Raw genomic sequence first — 15,284 nt, forward strand, 5'->3', positions numbered from 1 at the left:
CGATCGTGGACCCGATACGCAACCCGTACGCCCCCGGTGCCGGGCAGCGACCGCCGGAGCTGGCCGGCCGCGACGAGCAGCTGAACGCCTTCGACGTGGTGCTCGAACGCATCGCGCGGGGTCGGCCGGAGCGCTCCATCGTCCTCACCGGCCTCCGTGGCGTGGGGAAGACCGTGCTGCTCAACGCCCTGCGCTCAGCGGCGGTGCGCGCGCACTGGGGCACGGGCAAGCTGGAGGCCCGACCCGACCAGCGCCTGCGTCGTCCCCTGTCGGCCGCCCTCCACGTGGCGGTGCGCGAGCTCGGGCACCCGGCGGGCGACCAGGTCGACCACGTCCTCGGCGTGATCAAGGCGTTCGCGCAGCGTGATGCCGCCCCCGGAGCCAAGCTGCGCGAGAGGTGGAACCCCGGCATCGACGCCCCGGCCGCGGTCGGCCGCGCCGACTCCGGCGACATCGAGATCGACCTCGTGGAGCTGCTCACCGACGTGGGCGGGCTCGCCGCAGACGTCGGTCGCGGCGTCGCCGTCTTCATCGACGAGATGCAGGACCTCACGGCCGACGACATCTCGGCGATCTGCGCCGCCTGTCACGAGATCTCGCAGTCCGGCCTGCCGGTCATCGTCGTGGGCGCGGGCCTGCCCCACCTCCCGGCCGTCCTCTCGGCGTCCAAGTCCTACTCCGAGAGGCTGTTCCGCTACCAGCGCATCGACCGCCTCGACCGTGCCGCCGCTGACCTCGCGCTCGTGGCCCCGGCCAGTGACGAGGACGCCGCCTTCGAGCCCGAGGCGCTCGATGCCCTGTATGCCGCGACGGCCGGCTACCCGTACTTCGTCCAGGCCTACGGCAAGGTCGCGTGGGACGTCGCCCCGCGCTCGCCGATCACCCTCGAGGACATCTCCGTCGCAGCCCCCGAGGCGGAGGCCGAGCTGGCGGTGGGGTTCTTCGGGTCGCGGTTCGAGCGCGCGACGCCGGCCGAGCGTGAGTACCTGCGGGCGATGGCCGACGCCGCCCAGAGCCTCGTCGACGGCGGCGAGGAGGTCGACGAGACCGAGTCGGTGCCCACCTCGGCCGTGGCGCAGGTGCTGGACCGCAAGCCGCAGTCCCTTTCTCCTGCCAGGGATGCGCTGCTCAAGAAGGGGTTGATCTACTCGGGCGAGCGTGGCCGGATCGCGTTCACCGTTCCCCACTTCGGTCGCTACCTGCGCACCCAGGGCTGATCCGTAGGTAGCGTGCCGGGCATGCCCATCAAGCTCGAGAACGTCGGCATCGCCGTCCGCGACCTCGACGCGACCATTGCGTTCTTCACCGACCTCGGCCTGACCGTCCTCGGCCGCGACACCGTCAGTGGGGAGTGGACCGACACAGCGGTGGGCCTCGACGGCAACCACGCGAAGATCGCGATGCTCCAGACGCCGGACGGCGCGGGGCGGCTCGAGCTCTTCGAGTACCTCCATCCCGACGCGATCGAGACCGAGCCCACACTGCCCAACGAGATCGGGATGCACCGGGTGGCCTTCTCGGTCGACGACCTCGACGCGGCTCTGGAGATCGCTGCGCGGCACGGCTGCCACCCGCTGCGCGGCGTCGCGACCTACCAGGACGTCTACAAGCTCACCTACCTGCGCGGCCCCAGCGGCATCCTCGTCATGCTGGCGCAGGAGCTGAGGAAGGGCTGAGGTGGGCTGACTCGCCGCCACGTCTGCGCAGGTCAGACCGATCCGTTGCCGGTCTGCGGGGGCGGGTGTAGCGTCCACAAGTCCGGACAATTCGTCCGCGGAATCGGACGTAACGGTCCTGGCCACCCAGGCGACGCCACCTGGCGTCGCTCCCCCTTCTGGGTCGGAGGACGACGATGTCTCGATCTCACGTGGCCGGTGCCACGGCACTGCTGCTCGGCACGGCCGTCATGGCGGCACAGCTGCCCGCCAACGCCACCGCGGGGGGAGGGGGCCCAGCGGCCGCCGTCGCAGGGACCGGCAACGAGCTGTCGGTGAGCACGCGGCTCGCCGACCGACGGGAGGTCTCGGCCGGGAGCCGGGCCTACTCGATCGGCTTCGAGGACGGCCGCTTCTACGCGAACGGCTGGCACATCACCGGGGAGATGGGTGGCGTCTGGACCCCGCCCATGAAGCTGGTCGACGGCGTGTGGTTCGGTCTGGACGACCAGTGGGTCGGCCCGGCCACGAAGTTCACCAGTGGGTGGGGCTACAGCCGGTACGACCTCCCCGACACCGCGGGCCTCCAGGTGTCCCGTACCGACTTCGTCCCCGACGGCGTCCGGGGGGCGCTCTTCGGCCTGACCGTGACCAACCCCGGCGCAGCCCGGACGGCACAGCTCTCGGTGGATGCGCACTCCGAGCTGATGGGCCAGTACCCGTGGGGGTTCGGCGGGGTGACCCCGAACGCGAGCGACAACCTTCCTGACACCGGCACCTACGACGGCAAGAACCTCGTGTTCACCGACGACGGCGCGCTCCCCGGAGCACCCGTCCACCACTACGCCGCCGTGGTCGGTACCGCCGCGACCCCGGCCACCGGCGAGATCGGGCCCCAGTTCTACGGAGCGCAGCCCGGCCACCGGTGCGACGGCACCGAGCCCGGTGCCCCGGCCGACCCCAAGCCCTCGGCCTGTGACGACGGACCCTTCGGCAAGGGCACGGGCGGCCGGCTGACCTACAGCCTCGACCTGCCCGCGGGCGGCTCGAAGACCATCTGGCTGGCGGTCGCCGGCTCCGACCAGGGGCTGTCCTCGGCCCGTGGCGAGCTCGCCAAGGCGCTGGCCGACCCGGCTGCCGCGCTGGCCGCTAAGAAGGCCTCGCGCCAGGCGCTGGCGCAGATGACCCAGCTCTCGCTGCCCGGTGACCCGTTGGTGCAGGACGCGGTGCAGTGGGGCAAGCAGAACATCGCCGACCTCACCCAGACGGCCACGCACCTCCAGATCCGCTGGACCAACCAGGGCAAGCAGTTCCCCGCCCCGGCCGGCACCGTCGCCAAGGCGACCTGGATCGGGGCCGGCTTCCCGGACTACCCCTGGCTGTTCGGCACCGATGCCGAGTACACCGCGTTCGCGTCGGTCTCGGTCGGCCAGTTCGAGGCCATCGAGGACCACCTCCGGGCCCTGCGTGACGTGTCCGACATCCTCAACAACCGCTCGGGCGTCGTGACCCACGAGGTCATCTCCGACGGCTCGATCTGGTACGGCCAGGACTCCCGGAGCACCAACCCGGACGGCACCACGACGTACAACTTCAACACCGACGAGACGGTGAAGTTCCCGAGCACCGTCGCCCTGCTGTGGCGCTGGACCGGGGACGACCGGTTCCGCGACGAGATGTACGACTTCTCGGTGCGCAACCTGCGCTACGTCACGAGCAGCCTCGATGCCGACCACGACGGCTTCCCCGAGGGGCTCGGCAACGTCGAGCGCGGCGGGATGGGCACGGAGAAGCTCGACAACACCGTCTACTACATCCGCGGGCTCTACGACCTGGCCGCCATGGCGAAGGCCAAGCACGACGGCACCACGTTTGCGTGGGCCAGCAGCCTCGCCCGTCAGGTCCACGACCGCTTCGACGGGGCGTGGTGGTATGCCGCGGCGTCCCAGTACGCCGACTCGCTCGCCGACCCCGGTGACGTGCAGTCGTTCCAGAAGCACTGGATCGGCCAGACCCCGATGGAGGCCGAGCTGCAGGTCAACGGTCGCACCGTGCCCGGGCTCGCGCCCTTCGCCCACGGCAACGCGGCGCTCGCCGGCCGGGAGGACCCGTGCTACAGCGGCACCGCGCCGTTGTCGACCGGCCTCTTCCACACCGGCTGCGGCGGCGGCGCGAACGGCCAGGGTGAGAAGGTCATCTTCGGCCTGACGACGTCCATCCAGTCGATCGGCGAGGGCAACTACGGTCGACTCGGCGCCGGCCAGCAGCAGCGTTACACCCACGCGCTGGCCGACCCGATGTTCGCCGAGCCGGCCACCGGCGGCACGCCGGACGAGCAGCCGGGCGCGATGCCGGAGATCTTCCCCTCCCCCGACCAGGGCGCCAACATCGACCGCTGCTGGACCTGCCGCTCGATGTTCATGCAGGCGTGGGGCAACTACGGCACCGCCTGGGCGGTCGTGCACCAGTGGCTCGGCCTCCAGCCCGACCTCGGCAACGGCCAGCTGATCGTGGTGCCGCAGGTGCCGGCCGGTCAGCCGTCTGCCTCGGGTGAGCACATCCGGCTGGGTGGCGGCTTCGTCGACGTGTCGGCCTCGGTCGCAGGGGCGATCTTCACGACGACCGTCAAGGTCGACTCGGCCGTCGGCGCGGACAAGGTCTGGATCGGGCACACCGTCCCGCGGGGCAGCACCGTGACCCGGGTCGTGCTCGACGGACAGGTGCTGTCCGCCTGGACCAGCCGCACGACGAACCGTGGCCTCGAGGTGACCGTCCCGACCAAGGCGGGCTCGCACACCCTGGTGGTGACCGCCTCCTGACCGAGGCGCGGCCCCGCGGCATACTCTCGGCCCATTGGCCGTTTGTATGGCGCGGGGTCGGGTTTCGGGGCTGAAGTATCGGCCCATTGGCCTCTTTCACGAGACAGCAACGGAAGGGCACCCCATGGGCCGCATCGCAGTGCACGAGTTCATCTCCCTCGACGGCGTCTTCGAGTCGCCGACCTGGACCTTCGAGTTCGGCTTCGACCCCGCGATGGGCGAGACCCTCGCGGGGGTGACCGGTGGCGCCACCGCGATCCTGCTGGGGCGCAGGACGTTCGACATGTTCGCGCCCGCCTGGCGGGACCGCACGGTGGAGCAGGACCCGGGTGCACCGTTCTTCAACGAGACGACCAAGTACGTGGTCGGAGAGCAGGCACCGGCCGAGGAGTGGGGGCCCACTGAGCGCCTCGGCCGGTACGACGCCGACGCCATCCGGCGGCTGAAGGACGAGACCGACGGCACGATCTACATCTCGGGCAGCGGCCAGCTCGTGCGTGGCCTGCTGGCCGACGGGCTCGTCGACGAGCTCCACCTGTTCGTCTACCCGATCGCCCTCGGCGCCGGGGAGCGGCTGTTCACCGACGGCAGCGGCCCCACCACGCTGGCCCTGCTCGCCAGCGACGTGTACTCCAACGGCGTGGTCCACCTGTGCTACGGCCCTGCGGCCCCGGCGACGCCGGCGGAGCAGGCATGAGCACCGGCAGGGAGCGGGTCGACCTCGGGCACGGCCTGGAGGTCAGCCGGCTCGGGTTCGGCGGCATGGCGATCACCCACGTCTACGGCGAGACCGATCCCGCCGAGGGGCTGCGCACCCTCCACCACGCCGTGGATGCCGGGGTCACGTTCATCGACACCGCCGACGTCTACGGCCGGCCCCGCGAGGGCGTCGAGGGTCCGGCGGGTACCAACGAGGAGCTCGTGGCCCAGCTGTTGCGCGAGCGGCGCGACGAGGTGCAGCTCGCCACGAAGTTCGGCATCACCGGCGTCCCCAACGAAGGACCCGGGGCGACCGCGGTCCGGGGCGACGCGGCCTACGTGCGCAGTGCTGCTGAGGCGTCGCTGCGGCGACTCGGCACCGACGTCATCGACCTCTACTACCTGCACCGCCGCGACGTCAGCGTGCCGATCGAGGAGACCGTCGGCGCGATGGCCGAGCTCGTCAGCGCGGGCAAGGTGCGTCACCTCGGGCTCTCCGAGGTGACCGCGGCCGAGCTGCGTGCCGCGGCAGCGGTGCACCCGATCAGCGCCGTGCAGAGCGAGTGGAGCATCTGGTCGCGGGACGTCGAGGCGCAGGTCGTGTCGGCCGCCGTGGAGGTGGGTGCGGGTTTCGTGCCCTACTCGCCACTGGGTCGGGGGTTCCTCACGGGGGCGATGACGAAGGAGGCCGTGGCCGGGTCGATGCTCAAGGGCCACCCGCGGTTCGACGCCGGGTTCGACGCCAACCAGCGCGTCGTCGCGGTGGTGACCGAGGTGGGCACCGAGGTCGGGGCCACGCCCGCCCAGGTGGCGCTCGCGTGGCTCTACGCGCAGGGTGAGCGGCTCGGCCTCCCCGTCGTGCCGATCCCCGGCACCCGCCGCCCCGAACGGATCGACGAGAACCTCGGCGCCCTGGACGTCCGGCTGACCCCCGACCACCTCGCTCGGCTCGACCAGGCAGCGGCGCTCGCCGAGGGCGACCGCAACCTCAGCCCGGACCCCGCCTGGATCTCTTCCGGTCGCGAATAGCGGACTCCGGGCTAGCGTGGCGCCGACAGCGTCGCCCAGCCCGAGGAGCCACCCATGTTCGAGCACGTCGTCGCCGCAGCACCGCAGGGAATGGTCGACGACCTCCTCCACCTGCAGATGCCCGCCGCCGAGAAGGTCATCCGCACCGTCGCGGTCTACCTGGGGATCCTCATGGTCATCAGGGTCGCGGGCAAGCGCCTGATGGGGCAGATGAACAGCCAGGACCTCGTCGTGGTCCTGCTGCTGTCCAACGTCGTCCAGAACGCCATCATCGGCGAGGACAACTCGCTCATCGGCGGGCTGATCGGCGCCGTGGTGCTCGTCCTCGTCAACTCCGGTCTCGACCACCTGACCTTCCGCAGCCCTCGCCTGTCGTGGCTGCTCGACGGTAGGCCCACCGTCGTGGTCACGGACGGGCTGGCGAACCACCGCGCCCTGATGCGCCTCGGCATGACGCCCGAGGAGCTGGACAACGCCATCCAGGCGCAGGGCGCCGACTCGCTGAGCCAGGTCCGCCGGGTGGCGGTCCAGCCCGGGGGCTCGGTCACGGTCGACCTCCAGCCCGACGCGCGCACCGCCACGATCGGCGACCTGCGTCGCGCGGTCGACGCCCTCACCGCGCGCCTCGAGGCGCAGGGCGGCGGCCACCCGGGCTGACGCGCTCCCGGGCTACCGACCCTCGGGTATGCCGTGCAGTCGCCGGTGCAGCTCGCGCACCTCCTGCTCGAGATCCGGGGCGGGACCGTCCACGGCCAGCCCGGGGGCGACGGCCTGCACCGGCAGCGGGTTCACCGGCCCCGGCGGCACGTCCCACCCGCGCAGCCACCCGACGAGCTGCTCGGTCGACACGGCATACACGATGCGGCCCAGGCCGACCCAGGCGTGGGCCGCGGAGCACATCGCGCAGTGCTCGCCGGAGGTGTAGACGGTGCAGGTGCCCCGCTCGGCGGCCGGCAGGTGCTGGGCGGCCCACTTGGCCGCCTCGAACTCCGGGTGGCGGGTCTGGTCGCCGCCCTGCACGCGGTTGCGGTCGGCGAAGCGCACCTGCCCGGCGCCGTCGACGAGCACCGAACCGAACGGTTCGTCGCCGGCGTCAAGCCCTTCGCGAGCGAGCTCGACGCAGTGCCGCAGGTGGGTCAGGTCGACGTCCGAGAGAGCCATGCCCCGATGCTCGCACGACCTAGCGGTGGCTCGCCTCGAGGTCGAGGAGGTAGCGCTTGGCCGCCAGCCCCCCGGCATAGCCGGTGAGCGCGCCACTCGACGCCACGATGCGGTGACAAGGCAGCACGACGCACAACGGGTTCGCGCCGAGCGCCGCCCCCACCGCGCGGGCTGCCTTCGGACGGTCGACCCGCGCCGCGAGCTCCCCGTAGGTCGCGCGGTCGCCGTACCCGACGGTGGCCGCGAGGCGGGGGAGCACCGACCGCTGGAAGTCGGACGCCAGGGCGAGGTCGGTGCGCAACGAGAACCCTCGGGTGCGACCGGCGAGGTACGCCTCGAGCTCGGTGCGGGCCTCGTCGAGCTCGCGGGGCTGTCGCAGGACGCGAGGGGAGACGCGTTCGCTGATCCGGGTCAGCACGTGGTCCTCGTCGTCCGTCGTCGCCACGAAGGAGGTGGCCACCATGGCGCCGGACTCGGTGCGGGCCAACAGCATCCGGCCGATCGCGGTGTCCTCCACGACGTAGGAGACGTCGCTCGGGGCGAGCACCGGAGGGCGCAGGGACGAGGTGTCGCGCCCGAAGGCGGCCAGTCGGGTGGTGGGGTCGGTCATGAGATGTCCTTGCGCAGGGTCGCGAGCGCGTCGCTCACGAGGCGCCGGCTCATCGCGGGCGAGGTGCCCAGGGCGGCGGCGATGGTGGGGTGGTCGAGGTCGGCCACGTACTTGAGGACGACGGCCTCGCGTTGCCGGGGGGGCAGGGCGGCGACCGACGCCCACAAGGGACCGTCGCTGAGCTCCGCGTCGGCGGCGGGTGCCGCCGGTCCCTCGGCGAGCGAGGCGGGGTCGTCGTGGGGCACCGCGCGGCGGGCCCGTCCCCGGTGCACGTCCATGGCGCACCGGTGCGTGATCGTGAGCAGCCAGCCGCGCAGGTTCGTGGCGGAGCGCAGCGACGGGTATGCCGCGAGCGCCTGGGTCCACGCCTGCTGGGCCACGTCGTCCCCGTCGACCGGGCCGGCGAGAGCATGGGCGAGGCGGGCGACGTCGCGCCAGTGGGCGTCGACCAGGGTCTGGAAGGCGGGCAGCTTCACGCTCATGGAACGCCACACCTCCCGGTCGTGTGAGCCCGGGCCGCGTGCCGACGGGCGGGTGCCATCGTGCCGCATCGCGGCAGGGCGCCGGGTGCATCGCCCGCTCGTGTGGAACCATGGTCGTGTGCTCGACGACGGCGTCCACACGCCTGCGGCCGGCCATGCTCGCCCTGACCCCGCGCGGCATGGTCCGCTCGTCATCGCGCACCGCGGGTCCAGCCTCGCCGAACCCGAGCACACGCTGCGCGCCTACATGCGCGCCATCGAGGAGGGGGCCGACGCCCTCGAGTGCGACGTGCGCCTCACCGCCGACTCCCACCTGGTCTGCGTGCACGACCGCCGGGTCAACCGCACCTCCAACGGCCAAGGCATCGTCTCCACCTTGGAGCTGGCCGAGCTCGAAGGTCTCGACTGGGGCTCGTGGAAGCACGACCACCCGCGCGACCTCGAGCTGCCCGACCGCGACCGCAACCGGCTGCTCACGCTGCGCAACCTGCTCACCACGGTGCTGGAGTCGGAACGCCCGGTCGGCCTGGTGATCGAGACCAAGCATCCCACCCGGTACGCCGGGCTGGTCGAGCGCCAGCTGGCCCGGCTGCTGGGGGAGTTCGACCTCACCGGCCCACGGCACCCGGGCCAGCACTGGGTGCGGGTGATGTCCTTCTCCCAGCTCGCGGTCCAGCGGATGCGCCAGCTGTGCCCGGACGTGCCGGCGGTCTACCTCATCGAGGACTCGGTGCCGCTGCGGTTCCGTGACGGGTCGCTGCCCAAGGGGATCCACACGGTCGGCCTCGACATCAAGATCGTCCGCCGGTACCCCCAGACGGTGGCCCGGCAGCACCGGCGCGGGCACGAGGTCTACGTCTGGACGGTCGACGAGCAGGCCGACATCGAGCTCTGCCTGGAGCTCGGAGTGGACGCCATCATCAGCAACCGTCCCCGCGCGGTCCTCGACGCTGTGGAAGTCAGTCGGTAGTCTCCGAGCGAACTCGCACAGATCGGACACGGGCACGCGCATGGCAGCAGCACCGCTGGGGGAACGCTCCCCCCGCTCCGAACCGCCGTCAGGCGGTCGGCTCAGGGACTCCTCGCGCACGGTCCGCGTGCCGTGGCGGGCGACGTCGGTGGCGCTGGTCCGCAAGGCGCTGGTCGACGACCTCGAGGCCCGTGACGTGTCGGCCGCCGTGGTCGACGAGGCCGAGATCGTCGTCTCCGAGCTGGTCAGCAACTCCATCCGCCACGCCCGGCCCCTCGCCGACGGCAACCTCCGCGTGCACTGGAAGGTCAAGGCCGGCGTCGTCGAGGTCGAGGTGACCGACGGCGGCAGCGAGAGCACCCCGCGCCCGGCGCCCCGCACCATCTGGGCGCCCTCGGGCCGTGGCCTGCGCATCGTGCGCAGCCTGGCCCACGAGTGGGGCGTGAGCGAGGACCGCAGCGGCTCGACCGTCTGGGCCTCCCTCGGCGGCCCCTCCCGCCGCCGCAGCCACTGAAGCTCCTCGCTCCGCCGAGGCAATAGGGTTCGTGTCATGGGTAAGGCTTCACGGCGTCGCAAGGGCGCAGACCACGGCTCCGCGACCGCTCGCGTCGAGCCCGCACCGTTCGTCGCGCGTCCCTTCGAGGGGCTGCCGGGCGAGACCGACTGGGTCGCGATGCGCGAGATCCTGCCGTCGGCCACCGCCACGGTGACCTTCGCCGCGGGCCAGGCCCCCGAGGGTGCGCCGAGCGAGGTCACCATCGCGACCGTGCTGCCGCTCGCCTGGCCCGGCCTGCACCGCGCCGACGGCACCGTCCTGATCGGCACGCAGTCCGGGTCGATCTCCGGTGACGCCTCCCGCGACCTGGCCACCTCGCTGCTGGCCGCCGCCGGCGCGGAGCAGGGCACGCCCATCACCGCCACCCCCGCGGCCACCGCTGACACCCCCCGCCTGCAGGACCTGCTCGACACCTCCGCGCCGTTCGACGTCACCGTCCACGAGGGCTTCGACTTCTGGGTCGGCGCGACCGAGCTCGACGACGAGGCCAAGGCCTCGCTCGACCGCGCGAACGAGTCCGTCATCCCGACGGTCAAGCTGGCCGCCACCCCGTCTGCCTACTGGTGCCGCATCGGCGAGCGCACCCACATCCGCCTGGTGCTGCCCGAGGACGAGGACGTCGCCACCGACGCGCTGGCGCGGCTCCACGCGGCGGGCGACAGCGGGCTCGGCGGGCAGACCCGCCTGCTCGGGGCCTTCCGCGCCTGCGGGCTGCTGGTCCCCGTCTGGGACCTCGACCCCGCCAAGGCCGCCGACGACTACGAGGCGCCACTCGGCGAGTTCATGACCCGGTATGCCGCCGCCTCGGCGGCCGAGGCGCCCCTCACCGCGGAGGAGCGCCGGGCCCGGTCCGGGCTGCTCMGCCGCCAGGTGACGTTGCGCTGACCGGACGACCCTGACATGACACCGTCTCCCGCCTCGACCGTTGCCGCGGTGATCCCGGCCAAGGACGAGGCCGACCGGATCGCCGCGACGGTCCGTGCCGTGCGCGGCATACCGGGGGTGGACCTGGTCGTCGTCGTCGACGACGGGAGCTCGGACGGCACCGCCGAGATCGCCCGCGAGGCGGGCGCGGAGGTGGTGCGGCACTCCCGCAACCGCGGCAAGGCGGCCGCGATGACGACCGGCGCGGGCTACGTCGCCCGCCACGAAGGGGTCGAGGGCCGGGTCGGGGGCTCCGACGACCGGCGCCCGCTGCTCTTCGTCGACGGCGACCTCGAGGACACCGCCGCCAACCTGGGCGTCCTGGTGCCGCCGGTCCTCGAGGGTCGGGCCGACATGACGATCGCGACGTTGCCACCCCAGAAGACGGCAGGCGGTGGCCACGGGTTCGTGGTGCGCCTGGCCCGCAAGGGGATCGAGGACCTCACCGGGTTCGTCGCGCACCAGCCGCTGTCGGGGATGCGCTGCATCTCCCGCCCCGCGTTCGACGCCGCCAGCCCCCTCGCCCGGGGGTGGGGGGTGGAGGTCGGCCTCACCATCGACGTGCTGATGTCCGGGCTGCGCGTCGAGGAGGTGCCCTGCGAGCTCCACCACCGGGTCAGCGGTGCCGACTGGCGCGGGCAGCTGCACCGCGCCAAGCAGTACCGCGACGTCGCCTTCGCCCTGGCCCGCCGTCGGGCCCGCCGTGGGCTGCGCTAACCCGCTGACATGACGACGGGGGCCGCGGTGACGTCGCACGGTGCCCGGCTCGTCGCCGCCCGCAACCAGGTGGCGACGCCCCTGCTGGTGCTGTCGTTCGGGGTGCTGCTCCTCGTCGGGGTGGCGGGGGAGAGCGCCGCCAAGCCGGGGCTCGGGCCGCGTGGCTGGGCCCCGGGCGACCTCGGGTGGTCGCCCTCGCCGGCCCTGGTGACGGGGCTGCTGTGGGCCGCCTACGTCCTCGGCGCCCTCGCGGTCTGGCTCCGCCTGAAAGGTGAGCCGTCGGTCGTGTCGGGCGCCGGGATGCTCGGCGCGGTGGCGGCCAGGGCGAGGCGCCGGCTCGCCCCGGGGGGCTGGGCCGGGCCCGTCACCCTCGGCGTGCTGGCCCTCCTCACCGGCCCGTTCGGATCGGCCGACCACACCAACTACGCCGCGTACGGCCGCATCTCCGCGCTCGGTGGCGATCCCTACCTCACGCCCCCGAGCGCCTGGTCGCCCGCCGATCCGGTGGTCTCGGCGGTCGAGCCGCCGTGGACCGACACGGCGAGCGTGTACGGCCCCTTCGCGACGTTGCTGCAGACGCTGACCTCGCACCTCGGGGGGGCGAACGTGCGCGAGACCGTCTGGTGCTGGCAGGTCCTCGTCGTCCTGGCCTGGCTGGGCGTCCGGTTCCTCCTGCTGCGCGCGGGCGCGACCCCGCGACGCGTCGACACCCTGTGGACCCTGAACCCGCTGGTGTTCGGGATCGGGGTGCTGGGCACCCACGTCGACCTTGTGGCCGCGGCCCTGGGCCTGGCCGCCCTCGTGCTGGCGGCCCGCAACCCCCTCGCAGCCGGTCTCGTCGCGGGGCTGGCGGTCTCGTGCAAGATCACCTACGGCGTGGTCGGCGTGGCGGTCCTCGTGGGGTGGTGGGTCCACGAGCGCGCGCGGTTCGGCCGTCGCGCGGCGTGGTTCGGGGCCGCCGCCCTCGTCGTGGTGGTGCCCCTGCACCTCTGGGCGGGCCCCCACGTCTTCGACCAGCTCGACCGCGCGCGCCGGTCGATCTCCCTCGCCACCCCGTGGCGGCTCCTCTACGAGCTCGTCAGCGGACCGCTGACGTCGGGTCACGCGCGGACCGTCGTCACGTGGCTGGCCGTCGTCGTCGTGGTGGTGCTCGTCGTGCTGTTCGCCCGGCTGACCCGCGGCCTCGCGCCGGAGACCTCGACGGGCGCGGCCGCACGGTGGGCGCTGGTCCTCAGCGCCGCCTACTCGCTCGCGGCGCCCTACTCGCTGCCGTGGTACGACCTGCTGGTCTGGGCGGCGCTGCCCCTGATGGCGGGCAGCGTGCTCGACACGATCCTCCTGGTGCGCCTCGCGGCGATGGCGGTGGCCTACGTGCCGGGTCGGGTGGTCGGCATGACGCCGACGGTCGAGCGGGTCTCGCTGTGGGTGCGTCGCACCCCCGTCCCGTATGCCGGGTTGCTGGTCTGGGGGTGGGTCACCCTCGCCGCGACGCGCGGGTCGTCGCGGACGCCCGAGCCTCGTCCTCCAGCACCCTGACGCTGACGGCGATGATCAGCGGCACGGCGATGATGGCGCCGTTGGCCGGGATCGCGACGCCGGAGTCGTTGATGGCAAAGCCGATCGTGAGCGTGACCAGGAGGGCGATGAGCCCCGGGCGCAGGGTCGGGCACGCCTCGTAGGACCGCTGGAGCGACCGCGAGCCCCACGACGTCGGGCGGGCCAGGATGTAGATCACGAACACCAGGGCGATCGGCACGAGCAGCGACAGCCGGTAGTTGCCGAACAGGATGTCGATGTTCTGCTGGAGCTTGCGCGTGATGATGTCGAGCGCGCCGCCGTCGAAGATCGAGCGGAAGAACCGGCCCAGGTGCGACTGGTTCTCCTTGCCGCGCAACGAGTCGAGGAACCCGACCAGCAGGAAGAGCCCCACCGTCGCGCCAGCGAGGATCGCACCGCGCTTCCACGTCATGCGGATCCCGAGGATCGCGAGCACGAGGTAGGCCAGACCCGGCAGCAGGGCGGGCGGGCCGCCGCCGTCGGCGCCCCAGCCGGGGTAGCCGTCCACGACGACCGCCGCCAGCCCGATCGCGAGGGCCGCCGCCGCGGCGACCCTGGGCCGGCCCTTCCTGACGTAGTAGCTCGACACCGCGATGCACAACAGCAGGGCGGCGGTCGCGAACAGGGCGAAGGTGACGTTGCCCATGCCGTAGAACCGACCACCCACGACGGGCTGCAGACCCATCAGCGAGGAGATCTGCAGGTGCGACCCGAGCATGACGTCGCTGCCCAGCACGAGGAGCGTCGTCAGCGCGACGACGGCGAGCGGCCCGGTCAGCCGCCGGCTCCACGGCCCCAGCAGGGCGATGGCCGAGATGATGGCCACGAAGAGCCCGACACTCAGCACGACGGCCACCATCGGGATGGGGAAGCGCCACCACGGGATGAGGTTGGCGAGGAACGTCGATGCCGGCACGGTCGCGGCCACGACGGCGACGCGCCGCGTGATCCGCAGCAGGCGCAGGCGCAGGTCGGTCGACCCGAAGTCGCGCCGCCACACCACGGCCGCCAGCAGGTAGATCGCGATCTGCGTGTAGACGACGCCGTTGAAGAACGGTGGCACCAGCGGGTGGACCTCGTGGCTGGCCTCGTCGAAGTCGAGCAGCTGCCGGAGCCGGTCCTGCGCGGCCGCCTCGGAGTTGCTGCCCTCAGCGCCCCGACGCAGTGCCGTGCCGCCGAGCGAGTCGGGGATCGGCACGCCCGCCGAGCTCAGGGCCGTGACGGTCAGGTCGGCGGACTGGACCAGGCCGTCCTGACGGGTCGACGGGGAGTAGAGGGTGCCCGAGCCGAAGCCCGGACCCTTGGCGGCGACCAGCCGCAGCCGCTCGCTGCTCCCGGCGTCGGACAGGCTGGCCACGACGAGGTCCGACCCGCTCGGCGCGGCGGCCAGCACCTCGCCGATGCGCCGGTCGATCGCCGCGGCCTGTTCCGCGCGGCTGCCCGGGGTGGTGCCCGCCTCGGCGGGCGGCAGGTCGGCCGGATCGCGCAGCGACCCCACGTCGACCAGCGTCACCCGGCACCCCGTGAGCAGGCTGGTGAGCGAGGAGGCGTCGTACGCGGCATACCGGGGAACCGCTCCGGACCGGTAGGCCGCGCCGACCCCGGCTCCCGGCCCCACGGCCTGGACGCACTGGCTGTGGCTGGCGAGCTGCTCGCCCAGCGTGCCGAGGGTCGAGTCGAACTTGAGCGCGTCAGCGGCCTTGACGTAGCCGTCCCAGCCGGGCACGGCCCCGCTGTCGACGACGGGGACGGGCGGGCACGGGTCGGTGGTCGCGCGGGATCCGTTCTTGCCGGGCCCCGGGGCGGCGGCGCGGTTGCCGGCGGAGAGGCTCAGCCAGCCGTCCACGGGACAGGTGTTGGTGAACACCGAGCGCACCGAGACCGCCGCCGTCGACCCGTCACGCAGGAAGGTCCACAACGCCGGGGTGTCCTTGGCGCTGACATCGCTCCAGGTGAGCCCGCCGGTGCCGATCAGGACGATCGGGTTGGGTGCGTCGGCCGTCGGCGCGGCTGCTGCACTGCCACCCGGCAGGACTGCCGCCGCGAGGGTCACGACGAGGATTGCGAACAGGCCGACGAGGGAGTGCTGGGCGCGGCGGGTCACC

At 72.9% G+C, this 15,284-nt stretch carries 15 protein-coding genes; 11 read left to right on the top strand and 4 right to left on the bottom strand.

Annotated elements, in window-relative coordinates:
* Positions 1-5 precede the first annotated feature (5 nt).
* The 6 genes from AC1DX8_RS08545 (at position 6) to AC1DX8_RS08570 (ending at position 6,859) form a co-directional block, all read left to right on the top strand.
* Positions 6-1,217, top strand: a complete 1,212-nt coding sequence (locus AC1DX8_RS08545; RefSeq protein ID WP_477629488.1) for an ATP-binding protein — start codon at positions 6-8, stop codon at positions 1,215-1,217.
* 21 nt (positions 1,218-1,238) lie between these two features.
* Positions 1,239-1,676, top strand: coding sequence for a VOC family protein (locus AC1DX8_RS08550; RefSeq protein ID WP_477629489.1), 438 nt, complete (start codon positions 1,239-1,241; stop codon positions 1,674-1,676).
* A gap of 176 nt (positions 1,677-1,852) precedes the next feature.
* Positions 1,853-4,474 (top strand): glucosidase family protein, encoded by a 2,622-nt coding sequence (locus AC1DX8_RS08555; protein WP_477629490.1) that lies wholly within the window; start codon positions 1,853-1,855, stop codon positions 4,472-4,474.
* A gap of 124 nt (positions 4,475-4,598) precedes the next feature.
* Positions 4,599-5,171 (top strand): dihydrofolate reductase family protein, encoded by a 573-nt coding sequence (locus AC1DX8_RS08560; protein WP_477629491.1) that lies wholly within the window; start codon positions 4,599-4,601, stop codon positions 5,169-5,171.
* A complete protein-coding gene (locus AC1DX8_RS08565; protein WP_477629492.1) occupies positions 5,168-6,202 on the top strand; it encodes an aldo/keto reductase in 1,035 nt (344 codons plus the stop codon). The genes AC1DX8_RS08560 and AC1DX8_RS08565 overlap by 4 nt, the downstream gene beginning before the upstream one ends.
* A 54-nt stretch (positions 6,203-6,256) precedes the next feature.
* Positions 6,257-6,859: a DUF421 domain-containing protein gene (locus AC1DX8_RS08570; RefSeq protein WP_477629493.1), complete on the top strand. Its 603-nt coding sequence runs from the start codon at positions 6,257-6,259 to the stop codon at positions 6,857-6,859.
* A 12-nt stretch (positions 6,860-6,871) separates the two neighbouring features.
* Here the strand turns inward: AC1DX8_RS08570 and AC1DX8_RS08575 are convergent, their stop codons facing one another.
* The 3 genes from AC1DX8_RS08575 to AC1DX8_RS08585 are packed head-to-tail and all read right to left on the bottom strand — an operon-like array spanning position 6,872 to position 8,455.
* Positions 6,872-7,363 carry a nucleoside deaminase gene (locus tag AC1DX8_RS08575; protein WP_477629494.1) on the bottom strand — a complete coding sequence of 164 codons (492 nt, stop codon included), beginning with the start codon at positions 7,361-7,363 and terminating at the stop codon, positions 6,872-6,874.
* A 19-nt stretch (positions 7,364-7,382) separates the two neighbouring features.
* Positions 7,383-7,973, bottom strand: a complete 591-nt coding sequence (locus AC1DX8_RS08580) for a methylated-DNA--[protein]-cysteine S-methyltransferase (RefSeq protein ID WP_477629495.1) — start codon at positions 7,971-7,973, stop codon at positions 7,383-7,385.
* On the bottom strand, positions 7,970-8,455 hold the full coding sequence (locus AC1DX8_RS08585; protein WP_477629496.1) for an RNA polymerase sigma factor: 486 nt from the start codon (positions 8,453-8,455) through the stop codon (positions 7,970-7,972). Before AC1DX8_RS08585 ends, AC1DX8_RS08580 begins: the two co-directional genes overlap by 4 nt.
* 118 nt (positions 8,456-8,573) lie before the next feature.
* On the opposite strand from AC1DX8_RS08585, the gene AC1DX8_RS08590 reads away from it, so the two are divergent.
* The 5 genes from AC1DX8_RS08590 to AC1DX8_RS08610 are packed head-to-tail and all read left to right on the top strand — an operon-like array spanning position 8,574 to position 13,158.
* A complete protein-coding gene (locus AC1DX8_RS08590; protein WP_477629497.1) occupies positions 8,574-9,425 on the top strand; it encodes a glycerophosphodiester phosphodiesterase family protein in 852 nt (283 codons plus the stop codon).
* Positions 9,426-9,465: 40 nt separating this feature from the next.
* Positions 9,466-9,939, top strand: coding sequence for an ATP-binding protein (locus tag AC1DX8_RS08595; protein ID WP_477629498.1), 474 nt, complete (start codon positions 9,466-9,468; stop codon positions 9,937-9,939).
* A 36-nt stretch (positions 9,940-9,975) separates the two neighbouring features.
* On the top strand, positions 9,976-10,866 hold the full coding sequence (locus AC1DX8_RS08600) for a DUF5926 family protein (RefSeq protein ID WP_477629499.1): 891 nt from the start codon (positions 9,976-9,978) through the stop codon (positions 10,864-10,866).
* A 15-nt stretch (positions 10,867-10,881) separates the two neighbouring features.
* The gene (locus tag AC1DX8_RS08605; protein WP_477629500.1) at positions 10,882-11,622 is read left to right on the top strand and encodes a glycosyltransferase; all 741 of its coding nucleotides are present in this window, start codon (positions 10,882-10,884) and stop codon (positions 11,620-11,622) included.
* A 9-nt stretch (positions 11,623-11,631) separates the two neighbouring features.
* The gene (locus AC1DX8_RS08610) at positions 11,632-13,158 is read left to right on the top strand and encodes an MptA/MptB family glycosyltransferase (protein WP_477629501.1); all 1,527 of its coding nucleotides are present in this window, start codon (positions 11,632-11,634) and stop codon (positions 13,156-13,158) included.
* Here the strand turns inward: AC1DX8_RS08610 and AC1DX8_RS08615 are convergent.
* Positions 13,097-15,283: a hypothetical protein gene (locus AC1DX8_RS08615; RefSeq protein WP_477629502.1), complete on the bottom strand. Its 2,187-nt coding sequence runs from the start codon at positions 15,281-15,283 to the stop codon at positions 13,097-13,099. The two genes, AC1DX8_RS08610 and AC1DX8_RS08615, sit on opposite strands and share 62 nt — an antisense overlap.
* Position 15,284: the final 1 nt, after the last annotated feature.

Source organism: Pedococcus sp. P2_A3 (genome assembly GCF_056405035.1).